Origin of the sequence: Pseudomonas sp. P20, assembly GCF_016463925.1 — a bacterium.
Taxonomy (GTDB): domain Bacteria; phylum Pseudomonadota; class Gammaproteobacteria; order Pseudomonadales; family Pseudomonadaceae; genus Pseudomonas; species Pseudomonas aeruginosa.
Genome location: NZ_JAEMVM010000016.1, coordinates 188,298 through 213,728 on the forward strand (window position 1 = coordinate 188,298; position 25,431 = coordinate 213,728).

Below are 25,431 nucleotides of genomic sequence, written 5' to 3' on the forward strand. Positions count from 1 at the left end.
GTGCCGACCTCAGTCGCCATCGTTGGCGTTGAAGCCCAGTTGCACGCCGAGGGCGCGGGCCAGATCGCCTTCGTGCAGGCGGTGGACCACGTTCAGGCTGTCATAGAGGGCGTTGAGCTGGTTGCGCCCGTCTTCGCTGGCGAGCAGTTCGGAGAGCGGTTTCTGTTCCAGCGCCGCCAGCTTCGCGTGGCTGTCGGCGTAGGCGGCGTCGATCTTGCCGGCCAGGTCCTTCTGTTCGGCCGGCAGCAGGGTCTTCAGGCCCTTGCCGTCGATACCTTCCCAGAGCGCCTGGGCGCCGCTCAGGCTGGCGTCCAGGCTGGCCAGCGAGGCGTTGCTGCGCCAGGCCTCGGCCTGGTAGGGCTGGGGAATGCCCTTGCTCTGCCGGCCCAGCGGAGTACCGAGTTTCTTCTTCAGCATGTCCAGGGCGGTGACCTGGACCCGCAGCAGCTCGGCGATCGCCTCGTGGGCGTCGGCGTAGCGGTCGTTGGGGAACTTGCTCATCTGGGTGAGCATGCCGCCGTCGTTCTTCCAGCGCGCCAGGATGTCCTGGGCCAGTTGCTGCTGGTGGGTGCCGATGGCTTCCAGCAACGGGCAATAGCGGGCCTTGGTGGCGGCGTCGGCGAGGTCGATCTTGCTGTCGAAGAGGATGTATTCGTAGGCGGAGAGCCCCTGCACCACCACGCTGGCCTTGGCCAGGGCCGCGGCGTCGACCTGCGGGTTGTTCTTCAGCAACTGTTCGACCTGGCGCCCGACCAGGTCCTTCTTGTCCGGCCAGAACTGCACCTGCCAGGCGCGGTTGCCCTCGGCCAGCGGGCCGATCAGCAGCGGTTGCAGCTCGGCCCAGGCCTTCTGCGCGGCGTGGAACGCGTCGCGGGCCTTGGCCAGGTCTTCCTTGCCCTGGCAGTAGGCCAGGGCGCTGCTGGCCAGGGCCTGGTCGGCCTCCACCCAGCGGCTGTAGGTCGGCAGGATCACCTGTTGCGCCAGGGCGGCACTGGTGACGGCCTGCGGGTCTTGCGGCGAGCAGGCGCCGAGGGCGATGGCGAGGCTGGTCAAGAGCAGTCGTGGGCGGAACATGTGGGCTCCTCAGAGTGAATTCAGGAAGGCCAGCAGGGCGCTGCGCTGGTCGGCGTCGAAGCCGAGCACGTGCCGCTTGGCCGCTTCGGCTTCGCCGCCGTGCCAGAGGATCGCCTCCAGCAGATTGCGGGCGCGCCCGTCGTGGAGGAACTGGGTGTGGCCGTTGACCGTTTCGGTCAGGCCGATGCCCCATAGCGGCGGGGTTCGCCAGTCCCGCCCGCTGGCGAGAAATTCCGGGCGATTGTCCGCCAAGCCGTCGCCCATGTCATGCAGCAACAGGTCGGAATAGGGACGAATCCGCTGGTTGGCCAGCTCCGGCTCGCTGGCGTCGGAACCGGTAGTGAAGGCGGGAACGTGGCAGGCCACGCAGTTGGCCTGGGCGAACAGGCGCTTGCCGGCCAGCACCTGCGGGTCGTCCACCTTGCGCCGCGCCGGGACCGCCAGGTTGCGGCTGTAGAACAGCACCTGGGCGAAGATGTTGTCGCTGACTTCCGGCTCGCCGCCGTCGGGCGCCCGGCGGCACTCGACCTGGGCGGCGCTGCAGTCGTCGTGGGGCAGCAGGCTGCTGGTCAGGCCCATGTCGTTGGCGAAGGCGTGCGCGTTCTGCTGCGGGATATCCGGCTGGCCGGCCTTCCAGCCGAAGCGGCCGAGCGCGGTGCGCTGCCGCGCGGCATCCCAGACCTGGTTGGCGCGCCCGCGGATACCGTCGCCGTTTCGGTCGTCCGGATCGGCATTGGCCAGGATCGCCTCTTCGGGAATCGCCTCGAGCAGGCCGAGCCCGATCATCGGCGGGGCGACGCGGGCGGAAAACATCGTCTGCGGATGCATCGGCCCATAGCCGAGCTGGCTGATACGCAGGATCGGCTTGCGCAGTTCGACCTCGGTGCCGTCCTCGAACCTCACCTTCAGCGGCTCGTAGTCCACCCGCACCTTGCCTTCCGGGGCGACGCCGGGAATGCCGACGTCCTGCAACTGGCCGCCGTAGGTCGGCTCGGGAATCACCCCCTGGTGCAACAGGGTCTTGCCGTCCGCAGGGCCGGCCGGGATCGACAGGCGTACCAGCATCGACACCGCGCTGACCGCGTCCGCTCCCGGCGGGTGGCCGCGGCCGTCCTTCACATGGCAGTTCTGGCAGGCGTTGGTATTGAACAGCGGTCCCAGACCGTCGCGCGCGGTGGTGGAGGAAGGGGCGATGACCCAGGGGTTGCGGAAGAAACTGTTGCCCACGCTGAAGTCCAGGCGCCGGCTCGGGGCGAGGTTGGCGGAGGGCAGGGAGAAGGCGTTGCGGTCGCTTTGCAGCACCGTGGTCGCGCCCCCGGACAGGTGTTCGCCGGGCTCGGCGCGCAGCGGTTCGTCGTCGGCGCCGCATCCGCCCAGAAGGAGCGCCGTCAGGAGACAGGCGAGCGGCATGGAAGGTGACGGCAACGACATCGGCGAACATCCCGGACTGCGTGGAAACAGCCCGCAAGCTTACCAGTTGGGGCTAATCAAAATAAGAGGGATTTGCGTTTGTAAAGGCCCGCGAAGACCGCTTTCGAGGCCCTGAAACGCAGCGTGCGGCCATGGGCCGCACGCTGTTGGCACAGGAAGGAATCAGAACTCGTGGTCGGCGTTGTCCGGCTTCAGGTCCTGGATACCCAGCTTGCCAGCGGCCTGCTCGATGGCGCCGGTCTGCTTGACCAGGGCGGCGATGGCGTCGCGGATCTTCTGCTGGCCGTCCTTGTTGTCCGGAGCGATCATCTGGTCGAAGTGCACGCCATCCTTCTCGGCGCTGTCGACGATGGCCTGCAGCTTGGCCTCGGTGTCGGCCAGGTCGGCCTTCAGGGTGTCGTTGGCGGCGGCGTCGGCCTTGGCGACCAGGTCGGCCAGGCTCGGGCCCTTGACCACGCTGCCGTCGATGCGCTTGTATTCGCCGAGGTAGATGTTGCGGATGCTCTTGCCGTTGAAGAACAGGGTGTGGTGGGTGTCGTCGCTGAAGCAGTCGTGCTCGTCTTCGGTGGAGTTGGCCTCCAGCGCGACCTTCATGCGCTCGCCGGCCAGTTCGCCGAGGGACAGGCTGCCCATGCCGAAGAACATCTTGCGCAGGCCGGTATCCACCGGTTCGGCTTCCAGCTTGGCGCGGTAGTTGTCGGCGACGCCGGCTTTCCACTGTCCGGCCATGTATTCGAGGTCGCTGACCAGCAGGTCGGTGACGGCCTTCAGGTAGGCGGCACGACGGTCGCAATGGCCGCCGGTGCAGTCCTTGCCCTGGGCATAGTCGGTGGCGGGACGGTTGCCGGCGCCGGGACCGGTGCCGTTCAGGTCCTGGCCCCAGAGGAGGAACTCGATGGCGTGGTAGCCGGTGGCGACGTTGGCTTCGGAACCGCCCAGCTCGTTCAGGCTGGCCAGTTTCTCGCCGGTGATTTCCTTGACGTCGATCTTGTCTTCGCCGACCTGGATCTCGGTGTTGGCGACGATGTTGGCGGTGGCGCCGGGGTTGCCCAGGGCGTGCTGGTAGTCCTTGGTGACATAGTCGATCAGGCCTTCGTCCAGCGGCCAGGCGTTAACCTGTCCTTCCCAGTCGTCGATGATCGCGTTGCCGAAGCGGAAGGCTTCGCTCTGGGAGTAAGGGGTACGAGCGGCGAACCAGGCTTCCTTGGCGGCTTTCAGGGTCTCCGCGTCAGGCTTGGCGAGGAACGCGTCGATGGCTTTCTGCAGGTCCTTGGCGGTGCTCAGGGCATCGGCGAAGGTGGCTTCGGCGAGGTCCGCGTAGTTCTTGATCACCGCCTTGGCGGCGGCCTCGTCGACCTTGGCGGCCGGGGCGGCGGCGGACGCGGCGGGCTGCGTGCTGGCCGCCGGTGTTGCGGGCGCTTCGGCTTTCTTGTCGTCGCCGCAGCCGGCGAGGGAGATGGCGAGGGCCAGCAGACTGGCGGTGGCCAGGGGCATACGAGTCATGGCGGATTCCTTTGCTTTATTGGTGGCGTGCCGAAGCGGCGTGCGCTTGTCGGAAACACCCGCGAGGGCGTTAAAAAACCGCCACATAATGCGAAAGATTTGCATTTTTGAAAAGGGCGCAGCGTGATCGCCGTCGTGCCTGGACATGTCGGGCGCAGCTAGAATGCCAGTATCTTCGTCCGGAGCTCCGTCCATGAGTCTGACCGCTATCGCTTTCTGGGTTGTCCTGCTGCTGCTCGCCGGCTACGCGGTGGTGCTCTACAACGGCCTGGTACGGCTGAAGCACGCCGTGGGCAAGGCCTGGGCCAACATCGACGTGCTCCTCAAGCAGCGCCATGACGAGCTGCCGAAGCTGGTCGAGGCCTGCAAGCAATACATGCAGCACGAGCGCGCCACCCTGGAGCGGGTCATCGCCGCCCGCAACGCCGTCGCCAGCGCCCGCGAGCGCGCCGACGTGAATGCCCTGGGCAAGGCCGAGAGCGGCCTGCGCGCCGGCCTGGGGCAGCTCTTCGCACTGGCCGAGAACTACCCGCAGCTCAAGGCCAACGAAAGTTTCCAGTTCCTTTCCCAGCGCATCAGCGGCCTGGAGAACGGGATCGCCGATCGCCGCGAGCTGTACAACGAGGCGGTGAACCTGAACAACGTGCGCATCGAGCAATTTCCCGACCTGCTGATCGCTCGTGTCGCTGGCTTCAAGGCCGCCGAGCTGTTGCAGTTCAGCGAGGCGGAGAAGGCCGACGTCGATCTCAAGGCCCTGTTCGGCTGAGATGGACTTCGACCTGCGCTGGCTGTTCATCGCCGCCAGCCTGGGGCTCTGCGCCTGGGCCGGCTGGCAGTTCGTGCACCGCCTTGCCCGGGCGCGTCTGCTCGGCGACGTACCGACCTCGCGGATCCGTTCGGCGGCGCAGGGTTTCGTCGAACTCTACGGGGTGCTCGAGGAGGGCCCGGAAGGCCCGCTGCAGGCTCCCTTGACCGGCAAGCCGTGCCTGTGGTGGCGCTACCGCATCGAAGTCGAGGAAAAGCGCAGTGGCCGCGAGAAGGCCTGGCGCACCGTCGACAAAGGTGCCAGCGAGTCGCCATTCGGCTTGCGCGATGCCACCGATGCCTGCCTGGTCGACCCACGCGGCGCCGAGGTGCGACCCTTGACCCAGCAGCGCTGGGAGGCTTTTCGCGAAGCACCGATCGATACCCTGCGACTGCTGGAGAGCTTCGGCACCCTGGTCGGCGGAGAGCGGCTCTACCGCTACACCGAGGAGCGCCTGCATGCCGGCGAGCCGCTCTATGCGCTGGGCGAATTCCGCAGCAGCGGTGGCGGTCGCCAGGGACTCGATGCCGAACGGGCGCAGGGTGCGGTGATCCGTGAATGGAAGGGCGATTTCCACGGGCTGCTGGCGCGCTTCGACAGCGACGGCAACGGCGAGCTGGACGAGCGCGAATGGAACCGGGTGCGCCTGGCGGCACGGCTGGAGGCCGAGGATCGGCATCGGGCAAGCAGCGCCGCGCCGACCCGCCACCGGCTCGGCAAGCCGGGGGAGGCGCATCCCTTCATTCTCTCCAGCCAGGGCGAGGACGATCTCGCCGTGCAACTGCGCCGCCAGGCGGCGGGGGCCGCGTTGCTCTGCCTGGGCAGCGCGCTATTGGCGGGCTGGCTGTTCAGCCGCCTGTTCTGATCAGGGCCGTTCGCTGCTGGTGGCCTGGCTCAGGCGTCGCGCCTGCTTGAGGTACTGGGTCAGTTCCCTGGCCGGCAGCGGCTTGCTGTACAGGTAGCCCTGACCTTCGTTGCAACCTTCGGCGATGATGTACGCCTCCTGCTCGGCGGTTTCCACGCCCTCGGCGATCACCTGCATGCCCAGGCTCTTGCCGAGCTGGATGATGGCGCGAACGATGGTCGCGTCGTCCTCGTCCTGCAGCAGGTCCTGGACGAAACTCTTGTCGATCTTGATCTTGTCCAGCGGCAGGCTCTTCAGGTAGCTCAGCGAGGAATAGCCGGTGCCGAAATCGTCGATGGCGATCAGCGCGCCGGCGCGGCGCAGGCTGAGGAGGTGCTGGGCGGCAGTGGAGATGTCCTCCATCAGGCCGGTCTCGGTGACTTCCAGCTCCAGGCTGCGCGCCGGCAGGCGGTAGACCTGCAGCAGGTTGCTGACCACCCGTGGCAGGGCGTTGTGGTGGAGCTGCACGGTGGAAAGATTGACCGCCATGCGCAGGTCGTCGAAGCCCTGGTCGTGCCATTCGCGCAACTGCCGGCAGGCCTGGTCGAGCACCCACTCGCCGATGCTGAAGATGCTGCCGTTCTGTTCCGCCAGCGGGATGAACAGGTCCGGCGGGACGAAGCCGTGCAACGGATGTTGCCAGCGCAGCAGCGCCTCGACGCCGACCACGCGGTGGTCGCGGTAGTCCACCTGCGGCTGGTAGACGAGGTGCAGCTCGTGGCGCTGCAGGGCGTCGCGCAGGTCCTTTTCCAGTTCCCGGCGGCGACGCATTTCGCTGTCCACGCTGGCGATGTAGAACTGGTAGCGGTTGCGCGAGCGGGTCTTGGCCAGGGTCATGGTCTGCTCGGCCTTCTGCAGCAGTTTCTCTGTGGTCTCGCCGTCCTCGGGGAACAGGGTGATACCGATGGTGGCGCGCAGGCGCACCTCGTGCTGGTCGATCTCGAACGGCGCTTCCAGGCCGTCGAGGATGCTCTGCGCCAGTTCGGCCGCCTCGTAGGGTTGCTCGATGTCGGCCTGGACCAGGGCGAACTGGTCGCCGCCCAGGCGCGCCAGCGAACCGAGCCGCGCGCTGTGCCCGCGCAGGCGGTCGGCGAGGGCGATCAGCAGCTGGTCGCCGAGCTGGTAGGTGTACTGCTCGTTGATCCCCTTGAAATCGTCGAGGCCCAGGCACAGCACTGCCACCCGGCGCTGCTGGCGGCCGGCGCCGTCGAGGATCTGGTCGAGTTGCTGTTGCAGCAACTGGCGGTTCGGCAGGCCGGTGAGGAAGTCGTACTGGGAAATGCGCAGCAGGTTGTCCTCGGCCTCGCGACGCAGGTGGCTGTTGCTTTCGATCGAGGCGAGCAACTGGTTGGCGGTGGTCACCCAGAGCCCCAGCTCGTTGCGTTCGTGCCCCTTGAGCAGCGGCAACTGGTGCTGGCTGGGGCGGTCGGGATTGATGCTGACCAGGTGCTCGATGATCTTCGACAGCGGCTTGGTCAGCATCCAGTGGTAGACCAGGAACAGCACCAGGCCCATGGCCAGGGCGCGGAGAATGCCGGAGATGAAGATGATTTCCGAAGTGGTGACGAAGTTCTCGCCGTAGGGCGCGGTGTCCAGGGTGATCTTCAGGTCGCCGTAGTATTCGCTATAGGGCGGGCGGCCGATCAGTCGAATACTGAAGGTGCGTTCCTGGCCGAGGATCGGGTCGGTCAGCCAGCGCGTCGGCAGGTCCAGCAGCGGCCTGGATTTCTCCGCCAGCATCGGCTCGCCGGGATGGCCGATGCTCGCCTGGCGCACCGCCTCGTGCTGGAACAGGCCTTCGAGGACCTGCATCGCCATTTCCCGGTCGAGGCTGTAGACCGCCTGGGTGGAAGGGTCGCGGACCATCGCGAGGATGCGTTGGGCGTCGCTGCTCACCGCCTGCTTGGCCTTGTAGGCGTCGAAGACGATCTGCGCGCAACTGAGCACTACGCCAACGGCTAGCGCCGCCAGTAGCACGACACGCAGCAGCTTGAGCGAGAGGCTGTGTCGGGAGTCCAGTTTCAAGGGGCCTTCCTTGTTCGTCGCCAGGGCGAAAGACAAGCCGGTAGGAAGAGCTTGTTTACCTCAAGAGGCTATCACGAGCGAAGGTCTACCAGTTCCTGAGGGTAGACGATGGCTCCTCGACCGCAGATTAAAACGAAAAAGCCCGGCGAATGCCGGGCTTTTTCGTGGTTCTGATCAGACTCAGGCAGCGAAATTCTTCGCTACGAAGTCCCAGTTGACCAGGTTCCAGAACGCCTCGACGTACTTCGGACGCAGGTTGCGGTAGTCGATGTAGTAGGCGTGTTCCCAGACGTCGCAGGTCAGCAGCGGGGTGTCGCCGCTGGTCAGCGGGTTGCCGGCACCGATGGTGCTGGCCAGGGCCAGGGAGCCGTCGGCCTTCTTCACCAGCCAGCCCCAGCCGGAACCGAAGGTGCCGACGGAAGTCTTGGTGAACTCTTCCTTGAACTTGTCGAAGGAGCCGAAGGCGGCGTTGATGGCGTCGGCCAGGGCGCCGGTGGGCTGGCCACCGCCGTTCGGGCTCAGGCAGTTCCAGTAGAAGGTGTGGTTCCACACCTGGGCGGCGTTGTTGAAGATGCCGCCGGAGGAGCTCTTGACGATCTCTTCGAGGCTCTTGCCTTCGAACTCGGTGCCCGGGATCAGGTTGTTCAGGTTCACCACGTAGGTGTTGTGGTGCTTGTCGTGGTGGTATTCCAGGGTTTCTGCGGAAATGTGCGGCTCAAGGGCGTTCTTTTCGTAAGGCAGCGGCGGCAATTCGAAAGCCATGGTGTCTCTCCTATTCTTCCTCAGGTCAGGACTGGCGCGGCTAGCGCGCGACCGGTTCACGGGGCCGGTCCGATGCCTGTCCGGGAGCCCGTCCTGGATCCCCGGGGGGACGTTCGGCGGAGCGCTCCGGAAAGGGCGCCGGGTGCGACTCGGAGCCTAGGCTCCCAGTGCCGCGAACTCCGGATCATAGCACCCGTGTCGGGGCATATCCACGCAGCAACTGTAGGGGAAAAGGCCGGCGGCGGCGCGCTGCGACGGGCTTCTGCAAGCTCGCCGGCGAACACCGCCGCATTCTTTCTGGACTGCCTGGCGGCGCGAGGGTTCGCTCGGGTAGACGGAAACCGCGTTATCCCCGGAACAGCAGTTGCGCGGCCATGCCCAGCATCATGGCCGCCACCATCAGGTCGAGCAGGCGCCAGGTGGCCGGGCGCGCCAGCCAGGGGGCCAGCCACGCCGCGCCGAGGGCGAGGGCGAAGAACCACATCAGCGAGGCGCTGGCCGCGCCGAGGGCATAGGCGCCCGGCGCGGCCTGCTGGGCGCCGAGCGAACCGATCAGAAGTACGGTATCGAGATAGACGTGGGGGTTGAGCAGGGTGACCGCCAGTGCCGCCAGAAGCACCGCCTTGCGCGAGCGTGGCCCGGTTTCCGCTGCGTTGCCGAGAGCGTCCGGGCGCAACGCGCGAAGCAGCGCCTTGAGCCCGTACCAGGTCAGGAAGGCGATCCCGCCCCAGCGGGCGATGGCCAGCAGCGTCGGGTTTTCCAGCAGCAGCTTGGCCAGGCCGAACACGCCGAGGCTGACCAGCACCGCGTCGCAGAATACGCAGAGCGCGGCCACCGAGAGGTGATGCTCGCGGCGCAGGCTCTGCGCGAGGACGAAGGCATTCTGCGCGCCGATGGCGATGATCAGGCCGGCAGCCACCAGGATGCCGTTGAGATAGCTCTGCCACATGTCAGTGTGCCTCCGCCGCCAGCCGCTGGAGCACGGCGAGGGCGCGCCGGCCCTCGTCGCGGGCGACGAACAGGTGGTCGTGGAAATAGCCGGCCATCACGTTGCAACTGATCCCGGCTTCGGCCAGCGCCGTGGCGAAGGCGGCGGTCAGGCCCACCGCCGCCAGCGAGGAGTGCACCGTCAGGGTGATCCAGGCCGCCACGTATTCGTAGGGCAGGCCCAGGCGTTCGGCCTGCCGGCGTTCGAGCACCAGGGTCAGGCCCTCGCGCTCGCGGAAGCTGGCGAGCGGCTCGGCGCCGTTCGGCAGCGCGCCATCGGCGCAGGTACAGAACACATAGTCGCCGGGATTGAGTTCGGGAGTGAGCGTGCGCAGCAGGGTGCGCAGCGAGGTTTCGCCAGCCATGGTCGGTCCGCGTCGGGTGGATCGGAAAAGTGCTGGCGAGTGTGGCCGCGGGCGGTTTATAAGGAAAACGAATCCTGCTGATCTCTCATTAGGAAAACTGATTTTGTTCGACTACAAGTTGCTCGCCGCGCTGGCCGCGGTGGTGGAGCAGGGCGGTTTCGAGCGCGCCGCACAGGCGCTGGGGCTGTCGCAATCGGCGGTATCGCAGCGGATCAAGCTGCTCGAGGCGCGGGTCGGCCAGCCGGTCCTGGTGCGCGAGACGCCGCCGCATCCCACCGATCTCGGGCGCCGCCTGCTCAACCATGTGCAGCAGGTGCGGCTGCTGGAGGGCGACCTGCAGCGCTGGGTGCCGAACCTGGATGAAGGCGGTGCCCCGGAACGCCTGCGCATCGCTCTCAACGCCGATAGCCTGGCGACCTGGTGGGCCGCCGCGGTGGGCGATTTCTGCGCCGAGCGGCGGGTGCTGCTGGACCTTGTGGTGGAGGACCAGGAGGTCGGGCTCAAGCGCATGCGCGCGGGCGAAGTGGCGGGCTGCGTCTGCGGTAGCGCGCGGCCGGTGGCCGGCGCGCGTTCGCTGCTGCTCGGAGCCATGCGTTATCGCGGCCTGGCCAGCCCGGATTTCATTGCCCGGCACTTTCCCCGCGGGGTCGAGGCGGCCGCCCTGGCCGGCGTGCCGGCGATCGTGTTCGGCCCGGACGACCTGCTGCAACACCGCTTTCTCAAGGACCTCGGCGTCGAGGGCGGTTTCATCCACCACCTCTGCCCGTCCTCGGAAGGTTTCGTCCGCCTCACCGCCGGCGGTCTCGGCTGGGGCCTGGTGCCGGAGCGCCAGGTGCAAGGCGAGCTGGCGCGCGGCGAACTGGTCGAGCTGCTGCCCGGCCAGGTCATCGACGTACCGTTGTACTGGCACTACTGGCGCAACGGCGGCGAACTGCTCGCGTCGCTCACCGAGCACCTGCTCGCCCGCGCCGGCGACGGCTTGGTGCGGGTGTCAGGCTGATCAGCCGATGACGGTGATTCGTCCGGAGCCGGGCAACGATTCGACGCAGCGCGCGCCGAGCAACCGCGATGGCGTGAAGTAGCCGCCGGGACCCTGGTAGTCCAGCAGGTGGCGCACTGCCAGGAGCACGCCGTGCAGGGTCAGGTCGTACACGTTGGCCGTCTCCAGGCGCGCCGTGCGGCGTTCGCCGCGGGCGTTGCGCGCCTCGCCCCAGACCCAGGTGCGCAGGCGCTCGCGGGCCGCCTGGTCGGGGCCGGCGATGCGTTTGTCGACCTGCCCCTTGAGCCAGTCCTGGACCCGTTGCCGACCGAGCAGCGGACGCAGCGGATCGATCAGGCGCATGCCCAGGGCCAGCAGCGGCGGCGCCGGCAGGTAGACCTCGATGTCCGGGATGCCGGTGCTGTAGTAGGCGGTGGCCACGTCGCCCCAGGGAATCGTCACGGCGTGCCGCAGGCCGCGGCCGAAATCGATGTCGCGGCGCTTGTAGCCCAACGGCACGTCGCGCAGGCGGCCATTCTCGCGGATCTTGCCGCCGAACTTGAGGCCTTCGACGCTGGTCTTCGCGGTTCCCGTCGAAAGCCCGCTGCCGGTGTCGAAGCCCAGCGCCAGCCGTTGCGCGTCCGGCAGCGCCTCCTTCAGGCAGGCGGCCAGGCAATCGGTGGGGATCACATCGAAGCCGACGCCCGGGCAGACCACGATGCCGGCCTCGCGGGCCTCGGCGTCGCCGGCGTGGGCCTGCTCGAACACCGCGATCTCTCCAGTGATATCCACGTAGTGGGTGCCGGCGGCGCGGCAGGCGGCGATCATCGGCGTGCTGGTGGCAGAGAACGGACCGGCGCAATGGGCCACCACCTTCACCTGGTCCAGGGCTTCGCGGCAGGCCTGCGGATCCCCCAGGTCGAAGACCCGGCACTCCAGCCCGAGCTGGCTGCCGAGCGCGTGCAGGGCGGCCGGGTTGCGTCCGCCGAGGAGCGGCGTCAGGCCCTCGCGCTGCGCCTGTTCAGCGACCAGCCGGCCGGTGTAGCCGTTGGCGCCGTAGATCATCCAGTGACTGGCCATGGTGCGTCTCCCAGCGTGCAGGTGGCTTTCAGGTTAGACCTTGTAGCGCGCAGCGCCGCTTCTGTCGCCCAACGCAAGTCGTGCCGGCGGCCCGCAAGGTCGTTGTTCTGGCATGCTGTGCCAGTGGTGGCGCGGCTCCGGGTTGCTAGAGTCGCGGCACAAGAAGAACAACGGGAGAAACGCAATGCGGATTCTGGTAACGGGGGCGACGGGCTTCATCGGCGGGCGTTTCGCTCGCTTCGCCCTGGAGCAGGGCCTGTCGGTACGGGTCAGCGGTCGTCGTGCGGACGCGGTGGAACATCTGGTGGCGCGGGGCGCCGAGTTCGTTCCCGGCGACCTCGCCGACCCGGCGCTGGTCCTGCGCCTCTGCGAGGATGTCGAGGCGGTGGTGCATTGTGCCGGCGCGGTCGGAGTCTGGGGACCGCGCGAACGCTTCCTGGCGGCCAACGTCGGGCTTGCCGAGAGCGTCGTCGAGGCCTGCATGCGGCAAAAGGTGCGGCGCCTGGTGCATCTGTCGTCGCCGTCGATCTATTTCGACGGGCGCGACCACCTGGACCTGAACGAAGAGTACGTACCCCGGCGTTTTTCCGACCATTACGGGGCGACCAAGTACCAGGCCGAGCAACTGGTGCTCAGCGCCCGCGACCTGGGCCTGGAAGTGTTGGCGCTGCGTCCGCGCTTCGTGGTCGGCGCCGGCGACACCAGCATCTTCCCGCGAATGATCCAGGCCCACCGCAAGGGACGCCTGCGGATCCTCGGCAACGGCCTGAACCGGGTCGACTTCACCAGCGTGCACAATCTCAACGACGCGCTGTTCAGTTGCCTGCTGGCCGGCGAGCCGGCGCTGGGCAAGGTCTACAACATCAGCAACGGGCAGCCGGTACCGTTCTGGGATGCGGTCAACTACGTGATGCGCCAGCTCGACCTGCCGCCGGTCGGCGGTCACCTGCCGTATGCCGTCGGCTATGGCCTGGCGGCGCTCAACGAAGGCGTCTGCCGGATCCTGCCGGGGCGCCCGGAGCCGGTGCTGTTCCGCCTGGGCATGGCGGTGATGGCGAAGAACTTCACCCTGGACATCAACCGCGCCCGCGAATACCTCGACTACGACCCGCGGGTCAGCCTGTGGACCGCGCTCGACGAGTTCTGCGCCTGGTGGCGCGCCCAGGGACTCTGATCAGCCGCGCAACGGGCCGGCGTATTGTCGGCTCGGCGCCTGCGCGGGCAACAGGGAAGGTTCCGCCGGCGGCAGCGCGACCCCGCTGAGCCTGCCGAGGCGCTGTCCCAGCTCCCGCGTCGTCGCATCGCCGGAGCGGGCGCAGGCCGCCTGCATCGCGGCGATCGCATCGCGTTGCTGGAAGTGGATATCCAGCGCCTGTTCCTCGCGTAGGCGTCGGCGCACGGCGCGCATGCAATCCAGCAAGGATTTGTTCAACTCCATGCATCCTCCGGCTCTCGAATCTGCCCGGCAATGCCCAGGCAAGCGACGTGCCATGCGGGCCGCGGACCAGCGCCGGCGTGCGGGGCGGGGAACCGCTGGCGGCCTGCGGCGGTCTGTGCCGGACAACGTTCGCTCCGTCTTGGGGCGCACGGCTTCGCGGTGGAGCGCCCCGGTCCGGCAATTTGCTTCGAGCAGACGCTGAAGGGGCGGGGCCGAACCGATATAATGCGCCATTCGGCCCTTTCTCCAGGCCTCCGGCAGGATGCCGTTCCCCTTCACAGGTTTTCACCATGCGTAACGATGCTTTCGACGAACTCGACGATGTGCCCAGCCTGACCACCGATGCTGCCGACCGTGATGAATTCGGCCACCACCCGCGGCACGTCTACGAACCGGAGCAGCGCCGGGTCGTCGACACCAAGGAGCGCCGTCCGGCCTCTACCGGCCCGCTCTGGGCCCTGCTCGGGGCGATGCTGATCGCCCTCGCCGGGGTGGGTTGGTGGAGCCACCAGCAAATCAGCCTGATGGAACAGCAGTTGGTGGCGACCCAGGAAAGCTTCGTAAGGATCAGCGAAGAAGCCGCCGGGCGCCTCGACGACATTCGCGGCAAGGTGGTCGCCAGCGAGTCCAGCGTCACCAGCGAACGCGAGGCGCTGCGCCTGCAGGTCAAGCAACTGCAGGAGAAACTCGGCAGCCAGGAACGCCAGCAGGCCGATGTGAGCAACCAGTTCGGCGGCCAGGGCAAACGCCTCGACCAACTGGCCAGCGATCTCAAGGCCCAGCAGGAAAGCGCGGCGCAACTGGTCGCGCAACTGGACGGCAAGCTGCAGACACTGGCCGCCGAACAGGAGAAGCTGAAAGCCCTGCAGGTCGAACTGGGCAAGACCAACGAGCAACTCAAGGCCCTCGGCGGCGATGTCGCGGCGCTGAAGAAGCAGGGCAACCCGAGCCAGACGATCAAGGGTATCCAGGATGACCTGCTGGTATTGCGCAGCCAGCTCGACAACCGCCCGGCCCAGGGCGGCAATACCGCCGAGTTCGACGCCTTCCGCACCCAGGTGATGCGCAACATCAACACCCTCCAGGCCCAGGTGCAGAACCTGCAGCAGCAGCTCAATACCCGCTGACCCCTTGCGCCGCCAGCCGCCCGTCGCACCGGGCGCTGGCGGCGACAGTTCGCCGCGCCCGGCGAAAATCCCCGCTTCCATTGCTCTGGATCAGCGAATCCGCTGCTCCTCCACTCCGATACTGCGTCCTTAAGCGAGCCTTAAGTGAGAGTCGTTTAGATTCTCGGTCACCGGCCAGGGAGGCCATTGGTCCCTTCCTCTGCCTGGAATCCGCCATGAGCGCACTGCAACCGTCCCGTTCCTACCGCATCACCGGTTATTCCCCCGCCATCAGCAACGGCTATCGCCAACGCCTGTTCTCCATGGGGCTTCTGCCCGGCGCGGCGCTGCGCGTGGTGCGCATCGCCCCGCTGGGCGACCCGATCCAGGTCGAGACCCGCCAGACCAGCCTGGCGCTGCGGCGCAAGGACCTCGCCCTGCTGACCCTCGTCCCGCTCGACTGACCCCGCCCGGAATCCCCATGACCGCATTGACCCTCGGCCTGATCGGCAATCCCAACTCCGGCAAGACCACCCTGTTCAACCAGCTCACCGGCTCGCGCCAGCGGGTCGGCAACTGGGCCGGCGTCACCGTGGAGCGCAAGGAGGGTGCGTTCCATACCGTCCGTCACGCGGTGCGCCTGGTCGACCTGCCCGGCACCTATTCGTTGACCAGCGTTTCCGCCCAGGCCTCGCTGGACGAGCAGATCGCCTGCCGCTACATCGCCAGCGGCGAAGTCGACGTGCTGGTCAACGTGGTGGATGCGGCGAACCTGGAGCGCAACCTGTACCTCACGGTGCAGCTGCGGGAGATGGGCATCCCCTGCATCGTCGCGCTGAACATGCTCGACATCGCCCGTAGCCAGCGCATCCGCATCGATATCGACGGTCTGGCGCGGCGTCTCGGTTGCCCGGTGGTGCCGCTGGTATCCACCCGCGCCGATGGCATCGACGAACTGAAGGCGGCCATCGACTCCCTACAGCTCCCGCAGGCGGCGCTGGCGGTGGACTACCCGCCGGCCATCCAGGCGCAGGTCGGCTACCTCCTGGAAACGCGCGCTCCGGCGGCCTCGGCCATCGAGCCGCGCTGGCTGGCGTTACAGGCGCTGGAAGGCGACATCTTCAACGGCCCGGCGCTGGGCTTGCCGCCCGCCACCCTGGAACAGGCGCGCCAGGGCTGCGGCGAGGAGCCCGAGCTGGCGATCGTCGATGCGCGCTACCGACTGATCGGCGAGATCTGTGCGGCGGTCTGCGACCACCAGCAGGCTCAGCCGCACCGGCTGACCCAATGGCTCGACCGGGTCGTCCTGAATCGCTGGCTGGGTCTGCCGATCTTCCTGCTGGTGATGTACCTGATGTTCTTCTTCGCCATCAACATCGGCGGGGCGCTACAGCCGATCTTCGACAAGGGCTCGTCGGCGATCTTCATCGACGGCATCCAGTGGCTGGGTATCCGCTTCGGCCTGCCCGATTGGCTCACGGTGTTCCTCGCCCAGGGCATCGGTGGCGGGGTCAACACGGTGTTGCCGCTGGTGCCGCAGATCGGCTTGATGTACCTGTTCCTCTCGCTGCTCGAGGATTCCGGCTACATGGCCCGCGCGGCCTTCGTCATGGACCGCCTGATGCAGGCGCTGGGCCTGCCGGGCAAGTCGTTCGTGCCGCTGATCGTCGGTTTCGGCTGCAACGTACCGTCGATCATGGGCGCGCGGACCCTGGACGCGCAGCGCGAGCGGCTGATTACCATCATGATGGCGCCGTTCATGTCCTGCGGCGCGCGCCTGGCGATCTTCGCCGTATTCGCCGGGGCCTTCTTCGGCCAGGGCGGCGCGCTGGTGATCTTCTCCCTGTACCTGCTCGGCATCGTCGTGGCGATCCTCACCGGGCTGTTGCTCAAGCACACCTTGATGCGCGGCGAGGCCTCGCCGTTCGTCATGGAACTGCCGCTGTACCATGTGCCACACCTTAAGAGCCTGCTGCTGCAGACCTGGTCGCGCCTGCGCGGCTTCGTGGTGCGGGCCGGCAAGGTGATCATCCTGGTCAGCCTGGTGATCGGCGGCCTGAACAGCATCACCCTCGACGGCAAGCCGGTGCAGGGCGACATCGGCCATTCCGCGCTGGCCAGCGTCAGCCAGCGTCTCACTCCGCTGCTGGCGCCGCTCGGGGTGCAGCCGGACAACTGGCAGGCCACCGTCGGCCTGGTCACCGGGGCGATGGCCAAGGAAGTGGTGGTCGGCACCCTGAACACCCTCTACACCGCCGAGCAGATCCAGGGCGAGGCCTTCGACTACGAAGGCTACGACCTGCCCGGGCAACTGCGCGAGGCCCTGGTCGAGACCTGGGACGGCCTGGTCGATACCTTCAGCCTCAGCGTGCTGGCCAACCCGGTGGAGGCGAGCATGGCCGACGGCGACATGGAGACCGGCTCGATGGGCACCATGGCGAGCAAGTTCGGCAGCCCCATCGCGGCCTACAGCTATCTGGTCTTCGTCCTGCTCTACGTGCCCTGCGTGACCGCCATGGGCGCGATCGCCCGGGAAAGCAGCAAGGGCTGGATGGCTTTCTCGGTGCTCTGGGGGCTGAACGTCGCCTACTCGCTGGCGACCCTCTGCTACCAGGTCGCCACCTTCGCCGCGCACCCCGAGCGTAGCGTCCTGACCATCGCCGTGGTGCTGCTCTTCAACCTGATCCTGATGACCTGCCTGCGTCTGTTCGGCCGTGAGCAGGTACTGCAACTGCCAGGCCGAATGGCCGATGCCCCGAGCGGGCAGGGAGGATGTCACTGATGGCGACACTCATGCAGCTCCGCGCCGCCCTGGAAGACGGCCAGGCGCGTGGGCTGAAACAGCTCAGCCGCCAGGTGGACGCGCCGCCGGCGCTGGTGGAGGCGATCCTGGAGCGGCTGATCGCGCTCGGCAAGGTCGAGCGGGTGGCTGCGCAAAGCTCGGGCGGTTGCGGCGGCGGTTGCAAGGGCTGCGCCCAGCGCGATCCGTGCGCGGAGCCGGAGCCGTATTTCCGCCTGCGCTAGACGGGCAAAGCACAGAGCCCGCCACGACAAGCGTGGCGGGCTCTTCCTGGCTGGCGCGATCAGGCCAGGGTCGGATAGTCCAGGTAGCCTTCGGTACCGCCGGTATAGAAGGTTTCCGGGCGCGGCGGGTTCAGTTCGGCGCCCTGGCGCAGGCGTTCGACCAGGTCCGGGTTGGCGATGAAGGGGACGCCGAAGGCCACCGCATCGGCGTCGCCCTTGGCCAGGATGGCGTTGGCGCTGTCGAGGGTGAACTGCTCGTTGGCGATGTAGGGTCCGCCGAAGGCTTTCTTCAGGGCTACGCCGATGCTGTCGTCGGCCTGCGCTTCGCGGGCGCAGATGAAGGCGATGCCGCGCTTGCCCAGCTCACGGGCGACATGGCTGAAGGTTTCCAGGCGGTTGGAATCGCCCATGTCGTGGGAGTCGGCACGCGGCGCCAGGTGTACGCCGACGCGCTGGGCGCCCCATACGGAGATCGCCGCGTCGGTGACCTCCAGCAGCAGGCGCGCGCGGTTCTCGATGGAGCCGCCGTAGCGGTCGGTGCGCTTGTTGGTGCTGTCCTGGAGGAACTGGTCGAGCAGGTAGCCGTTGGCGCCGTGGATCTCCACGCCGTCGAAGCCGGCGGCCTTGGCCCGCTCGGCGCCCTGGCGGTAGGCCTCGACGATGTCGGCGATCTCCTCGGTGTCCAGCGCGCGCGGGGTGACGTAGGGACGCTTCGGGCGCACCAGGCTGACGTGCCCCTCGGCGGCGATGGCGCTCGGCGCCACCGGCAGCTCGCCATTCAGGTAGAGCGGATCGGAAATCCGCCCGACGTGCCAGAGTTGCAGGAAGATGCGCCCGCCGGCGGCGTGCACCGCCTTGGTCACGTTGCTCCAGCCACGGACCTGGTCATCGGACCAGATGCCGGGGGTGTCGGGGTAGCCCACGCCCATCGGCGTGACCGCGGTGGCCTCGCTGAGGATCAGGCCGGCATCGGCGCGCTGGGCGTAGTACTCGGCCATCAGGGCGTTGGGCACGCGGCCTTCATCGGCGCGGCAGCGGGTCAGCGGCGCCATGACGATGCGGTTGGGCAGCTCGAGGTCGCCGAGCACGATGGGATCGAACAGAGTAGCCATGGAACATCCTCCACTAGGGAATAGACGGACAGGGGATCAATCGAGGACCGGCTGCGCCTGGGCGCGGCCGTTTCCGGAAAAGGCGATCAGGGTGGCCAGCAGCGCCAGCGCGGCCAGCGCGGCGGCGGCCAGCGGCACGCGGGTCAGGCCCAGGCCGTGGTCGATGACGCTGCCGCCGACCCAGGCGCCGAGCGCGTTGCCGACGTTGAAGGCGCCGATGTTCAGGGTCGCCACCAGGTTCGGCGCGGCATGCCCGACGCGGACCACGTTGACCTGCAGTGCGGGCACCGCGGCGAAGGCGGCGGCGGCCCAGAAGAACAGGGTGATTTCCGCCGGCAGCAGGGCCTGGCTGGTCCAGCTGAACAGCGCCGAGACCAGCGCCATGGCGGCGAACACCGCGGCCATGGTGGTGCCCAGGCGCCAGTCGGCGAGGCGGCCGCCGATCACGTTGCCGACGGTCAGGCCGACGCCGATCAGCAGCAGGGTCCAGGTCACGCCGCGCGGGCTGACCCCGGTGACTTCGCCGAGCAGCGGCGCGACGTAGGTGAACAGGGCGAACATCGAGGCGGCGAACAGCACGGTGGTGCCCAGGGCCAGCCACAGCGACGGGTTCTTCAGCGCGGACATTTCCTGGCGCAGGTCGACCTTCTCTTCCTCGCGGTCGTTTGGCAGCACCCTGGCCAGGCCGACGAAGGCGACCACGCCGATCAGGGTCACCACCCAGAAGGTCGCGCGCCAGCCGGCTTCCTGGCCGAGCGCGGTACCCAGCGGCACGCCGAGCACGTTGGCCAGGGTCAGGCCGGTGAACATCAGGGCCACGGCGGAAGCGCGGCGGTTCGGCGCCACCAGGCTGGCGGCGACCACCGAGCCGATGCCGAAGAAGGCGCCATGGCAGAGCGCGGTGACGATCCGCGCCAGCATCAGCAGGCCGTAGTTGGCGGCCACCGCGCAGAGCAGGTTGCCGACGATGAAGATGCCCATCAGCGCGAGCAGGGCTTTCTTGCGTTCCAGGCGGGCGGTGGCCATGGCCATCAACGGGGCGCCGAAGGCCACGGCGAAGGCGTAGCCGCTGATCAGCCAGCCGGCGCTGGGAATGGATACCCGCAGGTCGCCGGCGACCTGCGGCAGCAGGCCCATGATGACGAATTCGGTGGTACCGATGGCAAAGGCGGATAAAGCGAGGACGAGAAGAGACGCCGGCATCGGTCGAGCTCCTGGACTGCGAGGTGGTGGGGTGGAAGCGAGTGCTGCTTACAGCTCGTCGCCGAGTTGGTCGAGGAAGGCCTGGATGGTCTCCTCGTTGCGCTTGAAGAAATTCCACTGGCCGACCCGGCGGCTGGTCACCAGACCGGCGCGTTGCAGGGTGGCGAGGTGTACCGACACGGTGGACTGGGAGAGACCGGTACGCTGGTCGAACTTGCCGGCGCAGACGCCGATCTCGAACGGGTGGTCCTGCTCGACGAAGTACTTCTCCGGTTCCTTCAGCCAGCGCAGCATGTCGCGTCGCACCGGGTGGGAGAGAGCCTTGATGATTTCGTCGATGTCCAGTGGCATGGCGGTGGTCCGTTGGCCGTCCATATCGGGTTGGGACGAACTATATATCGGTGTGGGACGATATGGGGATCGATTGCGACGATAGTCGCTATCGACAGGGCTGATGACGATGATCGAAACGACGGTTCCGTCCCTGGGGTAAGCTAGCCCGCATGAACTACCTCGCGCATCTCCACCTCGGCGGCCCGCAACCGGCCCAACTGCTCGGCAGCCTGTACGGCGACTTCGTCAAGGGCCGCCTGCAGGGACAATGGCCGGGCGAGATCGAGCGGGCCATCCAGTTGCACCGGCGCATCGACGCCTTCACCGACAGCCATCCACTGGTGCGTGCGGCCAAGCGGCGCTTCCCGCTGGAGCGCCGGCGTTTCGCCGGCGTCCTGCTGGACGTGTTCTTCGACCACTGCCTGGCGCGCGACTGGAACGACTACGCCGACGAACCGCTGCCGCAGTTCGTCGAGCGGGTCTACGGCACTCTGCGCACCGCCTCGCCGCTGCCGGAGCGCCTGGCGCGCATCGCGCCGCGGATGGCGGCCCAGGACTGGCTGGGCAGCTACCGCGAGTTCGCGGTCTTGCGCGAAGTGCTGGGCGGCATGTCGCGGAGGCTGTCGCGACCGCACCTGCTGGACGGTTCCTGGGAAGAACTGGCCCAGCGCTACGATGACCTGAGCGCGGATTTCCGCGCCTTCTACCCGCAACTCCAGGCTTTCGCCCTGAGCCAGCGCTGAGCCTGGCGCAGCGGCCATTGGCCCGGCCGGCGGAATCACCTATCAATTGTTTCAGTCCGAAGCATCCGCTTGATGCACATCAACCGGCAGCGGTCGCGTCGATCGTTCAATGGGGCCGACGTTCAACGCTCTGCCAATGGAGGTGGAAGATGAAACGAATCCTGGTGGCGACCGACCTGTCCTCGCGTTCCGAGCTGGCGGTCATGCGCGCCGCGGCGCTGGCCAAGGCGAGGAATGCCGAACTGACCGTGCTGAACGTGCTCGACGACGACCAGCCGCCGGTGCTGATCGCGCCGCAACGGCTGGCCATCGCCAACCTGCTGGAAGTGAACGGACAGGCCCTGAAGGAGCGCCTCGGCGTCGAGTCCAAGGCGATCGTGCGGGTCGGCGATCCGGTGGTGGTGATCAACGCGGTGGCCGAGGAGATCGGCGCCGACCTGCTGGTGATGGGCGCGCACCGGCACACGCCGCTGCGCGACCTGTTCATCGGCACCACCCTGGAGCGGGTGGTACGCAATGCGAAGATCCCGGTGCTGCGCGCGGCCGGTGCGCCGGAAGAGGAGTACCGCCGGGTGCTGCTGGCGCTGGACTTCTCGCCGACCTCGACGCGCGCGGTGCAGATGGCCGGCCAGCTCGGCTTCCTCGACGCCGCCAGCCTCACCGCGCTGCATGCCTTCGAGCCGTTCGCCAAAGGCATGATGCGTTATTCGGGGATCAAGGAAGACCGCGTCGAGCATTACGTCGACCAGGAGGAACTCAAGGCCAACGTCGAGCTGCGCGACTACGTCGCCGGCCTGGGGCTGGGCCGCGAGGACATCCAGTTGCGCGTCGGCGAAGGCTTGCCGATCAACGTGATCATGACCGAGGTACGCCGCCAGGCGCCGCAGTTGACGGTGCTCGGCACCCAGGGCCTGACCGGCTTCCGCCGCGCGCTGATCGGCAGCGTGGCCGAGGCGGCCCTCGGCGACCTGCCGTGCGACGTGCTGGCGGTGCCGCCCAAGCGCGACTAGGCGGCGCGCCGGGTTTGCGTAGTGGCGGCAGTGCCGAACAGCGCCAGGCGCACCGCCTGCTGGGCCTGGCGGGCCAGTTCGGCGCGGTCCAGGCCCTGGCTGGGGATCGGTTCCAGCAGTTGGATATGCACGCTGCCGCGCTCGCCGCGCAGCAGGCGGCCGAGGTGGCTGAGCAAGTCGTCGTCGCCGATGAACGGCGCCTGCGCATCGGGCACGCCGTCGCGGCGGTAGCTGATCGCCACCGGCTGCACCGCCACGCCGGCTTCCAGGGCGCTGGCCATCAGGCGACCGTGGAAGGTGCGCAGGCTTTCGCCGTTGGTGGTGGTGCCTTCCGGGAAGATCAGCAGGTTGCGTCCGCGGTGCAGCTGTTCGGCCAAGCGCTGGTTGATCAGCCGGCTGTCGCCCGAGCCGCGGCGGATGAACAGGGTGCCGGCCTTTTCCGCCAGCCAGCCGGCCAGCGGCCAGGCACGCACCTCGGCCTTGGACAGGAAGGTCAGCGGCGCCAGGGCGCCGAGCAGCGGGATATCGGTCCAGGACACATGGTTGGCTACCCACAGCATGGGTTGCCGGGGCGCTTCGCCGCTGACCCTGACCTCGAAGGGCAGGGCCGCGCAGAGGCGCGCCAGCCACCAGCGGGTCAGGCGCTGGCGCAACGGCGTGACGTCGGCGCCGGGCAGCCGCTCGCGCAGGCTGACCCAAGCGGCCAGGCCCAGTCCGAGCGCGACCAGCCCGAGCAGGCGGGCGCTGCGCAGCAGCAGGCGCAGCCGCGCCATCAGACCGCTGCCTTGAAGTGGCGGGCGTAGCGCGGGCAGAGTTCGTCTCGCTTGAGCAGGATGAACACGTCGGCGACCTGGAAATCCGGGTCCCAGCAGGGCTCGCCGCAGATCTTGGCGCCCAGGCGCATGTAGGCCTTGAGCAGCGGCGGCAGCTCGGCGGTGAGGTTTTCCGGGACGTCCAGCGGCGGCAGCGGGTTCTTCGGCTCGGCCTGCAGGTAGTCGGTGCACAGGTAGCGTTCGCGCAGCCGCTGCATCACCGCCTTGGCCTGCATACCGCCGTCGCGCATGGGAATGCTGGCGCAGCCCATCAGGTAGCGGTAGCCGCCCTCGTTGAGGACCTCGGCGAGTTCGCCCCAGAGTACCGCGATGGTGGCGCCGTTGCGGTATTCGGGAGCGACGCAGGTGCGGCCGATCTCCAGGACCGGGCCGTGCAGGGCGTCGAGGCCGGAGAGGTGGAACTCCTCTTCGCTGTAGAAGCGCCCGAGGCGTTCGGCGGCGCGATGGTCGAGCAGCCGGGTGGTGGCCACCAGGGCGCCGCTGTCGAGGTCGCGGACGCCGATGTGCGCGCAGTGACGGTCGTAGTCGTCGCGGTCGAGGCCGTCTTCGGCGCCTTCGAGCTTGGCGTCGAACTCGGCGCTGAATACGCGGTAGCGCAGGGCCTGGGCCTCGCGCAGGGCGCGGGCGCCGTTCAGGCGCTCGGCCTTCAGGCGGCGTCCGGCGACGGGTTCGCGGGTAATGGCGGTCTGGGTCATGCCTGGGCCTCCTTGGGCCGGCGCCGCGGGTTGCGGCCGCTCGGCTTTGTTGTGCAAGCTCAGGCTAGGAAGGCGCGGTGTCACCCCTGTGACAGGGGCGTGATGCTTGTATGACATTGTCGCCGGATGTAACGCGCCGTTGTTCAACGCTGGCACCCTCGGCAGGATGCCGGTTCCGACACATTCCACACTGGAGTCCGCCATGTCCTGGCAACGCTTGCTCGGCCCGCTCGACCGCCTGCCCACCGAAGGCTCCCTGGAAGACTGGCACGCCGCCGCCCTGGCGCGCGCCGACGGTCTTGGCACCCTGGAGCGGGCGGTGCTCGGCGGACGATTGGCCGCGAGTCCGGGCCTGGCCTTCCTCGCCGGCTACCAGGCGGCCCTGCGCGCGCTCTGGCCGGCGGCGCCGGAAGGTCTCGGCGCGCTGTGCGTGACCGAGAAGCGCAGCGTGCGCCCGGCGGACCTGCAGACCCGCCTGGAGGGGCTGGTCCTGCATGGACAAAAGGATTTCGTCACCGCTGGCGACAGCGCCTCCTGGTGGCTGGTGGCCGCCCGCGACGAGGCGCCGGGGCAGCCGCCGCGACTGTCGATGACGGTGGTCCTGGCCGGCGCCCCGGGGGCGCGCCTGGAGGCGTTGCCGGCGCTGCCGCTGATGCCGGATGTGCCGCATTCCCGCCTGTTGCTCGACGGTGCCCATTGCGAGCGCCTGCCCGGCGATGGTTGGGACGACTACGTCAGGCCGTTCCGCCTGCTGGAGGATGTCCATGTGCTGGCGGCGCTGGTCGGCTGGCTCTATGGGGTCGGCCATGAATGCGGCTGGCCCTCGCCGCTGCTGCTGCGCCTGGCCGGCATCCTCGGCGGCTGCGCCGAGGTCGCGCGGCATCCGGTCGCCTGCGTCGGCACCCAGGCGGTACTGGCTGGGCTGTTCGAACAGTTCTCGGCGCTGGAGGGGCAACTGGATGCCGCCTTCGCCGCCAACGCCTCGACCTGGGAGGCATTGTGGCAACGCGATCGCGGCTTGCTGGCGATTGCCAACGGGGCCCGCAAAGTTCGCCTGGAGAAGGCCTTGACCCGCCTCGGGCTTGACCCAGGTCAGTGAGGCGCCGCGCCGCAGGCGCTTACCCTGCGCAGCATCCGGCGAGGAATGCTCCTCGGCGCCTGCACAGAGTAGATTTCACCGACCATGCGACGCGAACCGATCGTGCTGTTCGACAACGGCAGCCACCAGTGCCTGTGTTTCGATGACCTCGTCAGCGGCGAAGGGGTCCAGTCCAACCAGTTCCTGATCGTCGACAACGGCCAGTACCTGCTGCTCGATCCCGGCGGCGACCTGACCTACACGCCGCTCTCGCTGGAATTGTCGAAACGCTTTCCGCTGCAGGAGCTGGACTACATCTTCGCTTCGCACCAGGACCCGGACATCATCGCCGCCCTCGACAAGTGGCTGCTGCACACCCGCGCCCGGGTGATCTGCTCCAAGCTGTGGGCGCGCTTCCTGCCGCACCTGACGGCCAACTACCTGGCGGTCAGCCATGGCATCAACACCTACGACCGGGTCATGCCGTTGCCCGACCGCGGCCAGGCGATCGCTCTCGGCGACTGCTCGTTGAAGGCGATCCCCGCGCATTTCCTGCATTCGGTGGGCAACTTCCAGCTCTACGACCCGGTGAGCAAGATCCTTTTCTCGGGCGATATGGGCGCCTCGCTGGTGGACGACGCGGCGCCGGTCAGCGATTTCGCCGCGCATATCCAGTACATGGACGGATTCCATCGCCGCTACATGGCGGCGAACAAGATCTGCCGCCTGTGGGCGCGGATGGTCCGGGACATGGATGTGGAGATGATCGTGCCGCAACACGGGCGGCCCTTCGTCGGCAAGGAAATGATCAGCGCCTTCCTCTACTGGATCGAGAACCTCGAGTGCGGCATCGACCTGCTCGGCCCGGACGACTACCGCATGCCAGGCTGAGTCCGCGCTTCCTGGCGTCATCGAGGCCATGCTAGGGTTGCCCCTCGACC

26 protein-coding genes are annotated in these 25,431 nt (G+C 67.9%); 12 read left to right on the top strand and 14 right to left on the bottom strand.

Annotated features, from left to right (window positions below; genetic code table 11):
* Positions 1-9: 9 nt before the first annotated feature.
* From JHD77_RS21670 to JHD77_RS21680, 3 genes are all read right to left on the bottom strand, one after another.
* On the bottom strand, positions 10-1,074 hold the full coding sequence (locus tag JHD77_RS21670; protein WP_003102644.1) for an imelysin family protein: 1,065 nt from the start codon (positions 1,072-1,074) through the stop codon (positions 10-12).
* Between the two features lie 9 nt (positions 1,075-1,083).
* On the bottom strand, positions 1,084-2,505 hold the full coding sequence (locus JHD77_RS21675) for a di-heme oxidoreductase family protein (protein WP_003102642.1): 1,422 nt from the start codon (positions 2,503-2,505) through the stop codon (positions 1,084-1,086).
* A gap of 162 nt (positions 2,506-2,667) precedes the next feature.
* Positions 2,668-4,008 (bottom strand): imelysin family protein, encoded by a 1,341-nt coding sequence (locus JHD77_RS21680; protein WP_031755905.1) that lies wholly within the window; start codon positions 4,006-4,008, stop codon positions 2,668-2,670.
* Between the two features lie 193 nt (positions 4,009-4,201).
* Between JHD77_RS21680 and JHD77_RS21685 the strand changes: the two genes are divergently transcribed.
* Together JHD77_RS21685 and JHD77_RS21690 are read left to right on the top strand one after the other, a co-directional pair.
* Complete coding sequence (locus tag JHD77_RS21685; RefSeq protein WP_003094011.1) at positions 4,202-4,774, top strand: LemA family protein; 573 nt, start codon at positions 4,202-4,204, stop codon at positions 4,772-4,774.
* A gap of 1 nt (position 4,775) precedes the next feature.
* The gene (locus tag JHD77_RS21690; protein ID WP_003120884.1) at positions 4,776-5,678 is read left to right on the top strand and encodes a GIDE domain-containing protein; all 903 of its coding nucleotides are present in this window, start codon (positions 4,776-4,778) and stop codon (positions 5,676-5,678) included.
* On the opposite strand, the gene bifA is transcribed toward JHD77_RS21690, so the two are convergent.
* From bifA to JHD77_RS21710, 4 genes are all read right to left on the bottom strand, one after another.
* Positions 5,679-7,742 carry a cyclic-di-GMP phosphodiesterase BifA gene (bifA, locus tag JHD77_RS21695; protein ID WP_003094007.1) on the bottom strand — a complete coding sequence of 688 codons (2,064 nt, stop codon included), beginning with the start codon at positions 7,740-7,742 and terminating at the stop codon, positions 5,679-5,681.
* A 180-nt stretch (positions 7,743-7,922) separates the two neighbouring features.
* Positions 7,923-8,504 (bottom strand): superoxide dismutase [Fe], encoded by a 582-nt coding sequence (gene sodB, locus JHD77_RS21700; protein ID WP_003094005.1) that lies wholly within the window; start codon positions 8,502-8,504, stop codon positions 7,923-7,925.
* 346 nt (positions 8,505-8,850) lie between these two features.
* Entirely contained in the window at positions 8,851-9,453 is a 603-nt protein-coding gene (locus JHD77_RS21705) for a LysE/ArgO family amino acid transporter (protein ID WP_003094003.1), read from the bottom strand.
* A gap of 1 nt (position 9,454) precedes the next feature.
* Positions 9,455-9,856 (bottom strand): ACT domain-containing protein, encoded by a 402-nt coding sequence (locus JHD77_RS21710; RefSeq protein WP_003094000.1) that lies wholly within the window; start codon positions 9,854-9,856, stop codon positions 9,455-9,457.
* Positions 9,857-9,953: 97 nt separating this feature from the next.
* Here JHD77_RS21710 and JHD77_RS21715 point away from each other — a divergent pair, with 97 nt between their 5' ends.
* On the top strand, positions 9,954-10,856 hold the full coding sequence (locus tag JHD77_RS21715; RefSeq protein WP_003120877.1) for a LysR family transcriptional regulator ArgP: 903 nt from the start codon (positions 9,954-9,956) through the stop codon (positions 10,854-10,856).
* On the opposite strand, the gene JHD77_RS21720 is transcribed toward JHD77_RS21715, so the two are convergent.
* Entirely contained in the window at positions 10,857-11,915 is a 1,059-nt protein-coding gene (locus JHD77_RS21720) for a saccharopine dehydrogenase family protein (RefSeq protein WP_003093996.1), read from the bottom strand.
* Between the two features lie 184 nt (positions 11,916-12,099).
* On the opposite strand from JHD77_RS21720, the gene JHD77_RS21725 reads away from it, so the two are divergent.
* On the top strand, positions 12,100-13,089 hold the full coding sequence (locus JHD77_RS21725; protein ID WP_003103823.1) for an NAD-dependent epimerase/dehydratase family protein: 990 nt from the start codon (positions 12,100-12,102) through the stop codon (positions 13,087-13,089).
* Here JHD77_RS21725 and JHD77_RS21730 read toward each other — a convergent pair whose 3' ends face one another.
* Positions 13,090-13,353 (bottom strand): hypothetical protein, encoded by a 264-nt coding sequence (locus JHD77_RS21730; protein WP_003103821.1) that lies wholly within the window; start codon positions 13,351-13,353, stop codon positions 13,090-13,092.
* A 290-nt stretch (positions 13,354-13,643) separates the two neighbouring features.
* Between JHD77_RS21730 and JHD77_RS21735 the strand changes: the two genes are divergently transcribed.
* The 4 genes from JHD77_RS21735 (at position 13,644) to JHD77_RS21750 (ending at position 17,483) form a co-directional block, all read left to right on the top strand.
* A complete protein-coding gene (locus tag JHD77_RS21735) occupies positions 13,644-14,480 on the top strand; it encodes an ATPase (protein WP_003093989.1) in 837 nt (278 codons plus the stop codon).
* 215 nt (positions 14,481-14,695) lie between these two features.
* Complete coding sequence (feoA, locus tag JHD77_RS21740) at positions 14,696-14,923, top strand: ferrous iron transporter A (protein ID WP_003103819.1); 228 nt, start codon at positions 14,696-14,698, stop codon at positions 14,921-14,923.
* A 17-nt stretch (positions 14,924-14,940) separates the two neighbouring features.
* Entirely contained in the window at positions 14,941-17,241 is a 2,301-nt protein-coding gene (feoB, locus tag JHD77_RS21745) for a Fe(2+) transporter permease subunit FeoB (RefSeq protein WP_003103814.1), read from the top strand.
* On the top strand, positions 17,241-17,483 hold the full coding sequence (locus JHD77_RS21750; protein ID WP_003103812.1) for a FeoC-like transcriptional regulator: 243 nt from the start codon (positions 17,241-17,243) through the stop codon (positions 17,481-17,483). Before feoB ends, JHD77_RS21750 begins: the two co-directional genes overlap by 1 nt.
* A 59-nt stretch (positions 17,484-17,542) precedes the next feature.
* On the opposite strand, the gene JHD77_RS21755 is transcribed toward JHD77_RS21750, so the two are convergent.
* Genes JHD77_RS21755 through pyeR form a run of 3 tightly spaced genes read right to left on the bottom strand, consistent with a single transcriptional unit; the run spans position 17,543 to position 20,149 of the window.
* Positions 17,543-18,595 carry an alkene reductase gene (locus tag JHD77_RS21755; protein WP_003103810.1) on the bottom strand — a complete coding sequence of 351 codons (1,053 nt, stop codon included), beginning with the start codon at positions 18,593-18,595 and terminating at the stop codon, positions 17,543-17,545.
* Positions 18,596-18,631: 36 nt separating this feature from the next.
* Complete coding sequence (locus JHD77_RS21760) at positions 18,632-19,798, bottom strand: MFS transporter (RefSeq protein ID WP_003103801.1); 1,167 nt, start codon at positions 19,796-19,798, stop codon at positions 18,632-18,634.
* A 48-nt stretch (positions 19,799-19,846) separates the two neighbouring features.
* On the bottom strand, positions 19,847-20,149 hold the full coding sequence (gene pyeR / locus JHD77_RS21765) for an ArsR family transcriptional repressor PyeR (RefSeq protein WP_003093978.1): 303 nt from the start codon (positions 20,147-20,149) through the stop codon (positions 19,847-19,849).
* Positions 20,150-20,301: 152 nt separating this feature from the next.
* Between pyeR and JHD77_RS21770 the strand changes: the two genes are divergently transcribed.
* Together JHD77_RS21770 and JHD77_RS21775 are read left to right on the top strand one after the other, a co-directional pair.
* Positions 20,302-20,874, top strand: coding sequence for an acyl carrier protein phosphodiesterase (locus JHD77_RS21770; RefSeq protein ID WP_191519332.1), 573 nt, complete (start codon positions 20,302-20,304; stop codon positions 20,872-20,874).
* Between the two features lie 149 nt (positions 20,875-21,023).
* Positions 21,024-21,884 carry a universal stress protein gene (locus JHD77_RS21775; RefSeq protein ID WP_003093974.1) on the top strand — a complete coding sequence of 287 codons (861 nt, stop codon included), beginning with the start codon at positions 21,024-21,026 and terminating at the stop codon, positions 21,882-21,884.
* Here JHD77_RS21775 and olsA read toward each other — a convergent pair.
* Together olsA and olsB are read right to left on the bottom strand one after the other, a co-directional pair.
* Complete coding sequence (gene olsA / locus JHD77_RS21780; RefSeq protein WP_003103796.1) at positions 21,881-22,657, bottom strand: lyso-ornithine lipid O-acyltransferase; 777 nt, start codon at positions 22,655-22,657, stop codon at positions 21,881-21,883. The genes JHD77_RS21775 and olsA overlap by 4 nt on opposite strands.
* Positions 22,657-23,412 (bottom strand): L-ornithine N(alpha)-acyltransferase, encoded by a 756-nt coding sequence (olsB, locus tag JHD77_RS21785; RefSeq protein WP_003093970.1) that lies wholly within the window; start codon positions 23,410-23,412, stop codon positions 22,657-22,659. The genes olsA and olsB overlap by 1 nt, the downstream gene beginning before the upstream one ends.
* Before the next feature lie 202 nt (positions 23,413-23,614).
* Between olsB and JHD77_RS21790 the strand changes: the two genes are divergently transcribed.
* Positions 23,615-24,511, top strand: coding sequence for an acyl-CoA dehydrogenase family protein (locus JHD77_RS21790; protein WP_003093969.1), 897 nt, complete (start codon positions 23,615-23,617; stop codon positions 24,509-24,511).
* A gap of 84 nt (positions 24,512-24,595) precedes the next feature.
* Complete coding sequence (locus JHD77_RS21795; RefSeq protein WP_003093967.1) at positions 24,596-25,381, top strand: MBL fold metallo-hydrolase; 786 nt, start codon at positions 24,596-24,598, stop codon at positions 25,379-25,381.
* Positions 25,382-25,431: the final 50 nt, after the last annotated feature.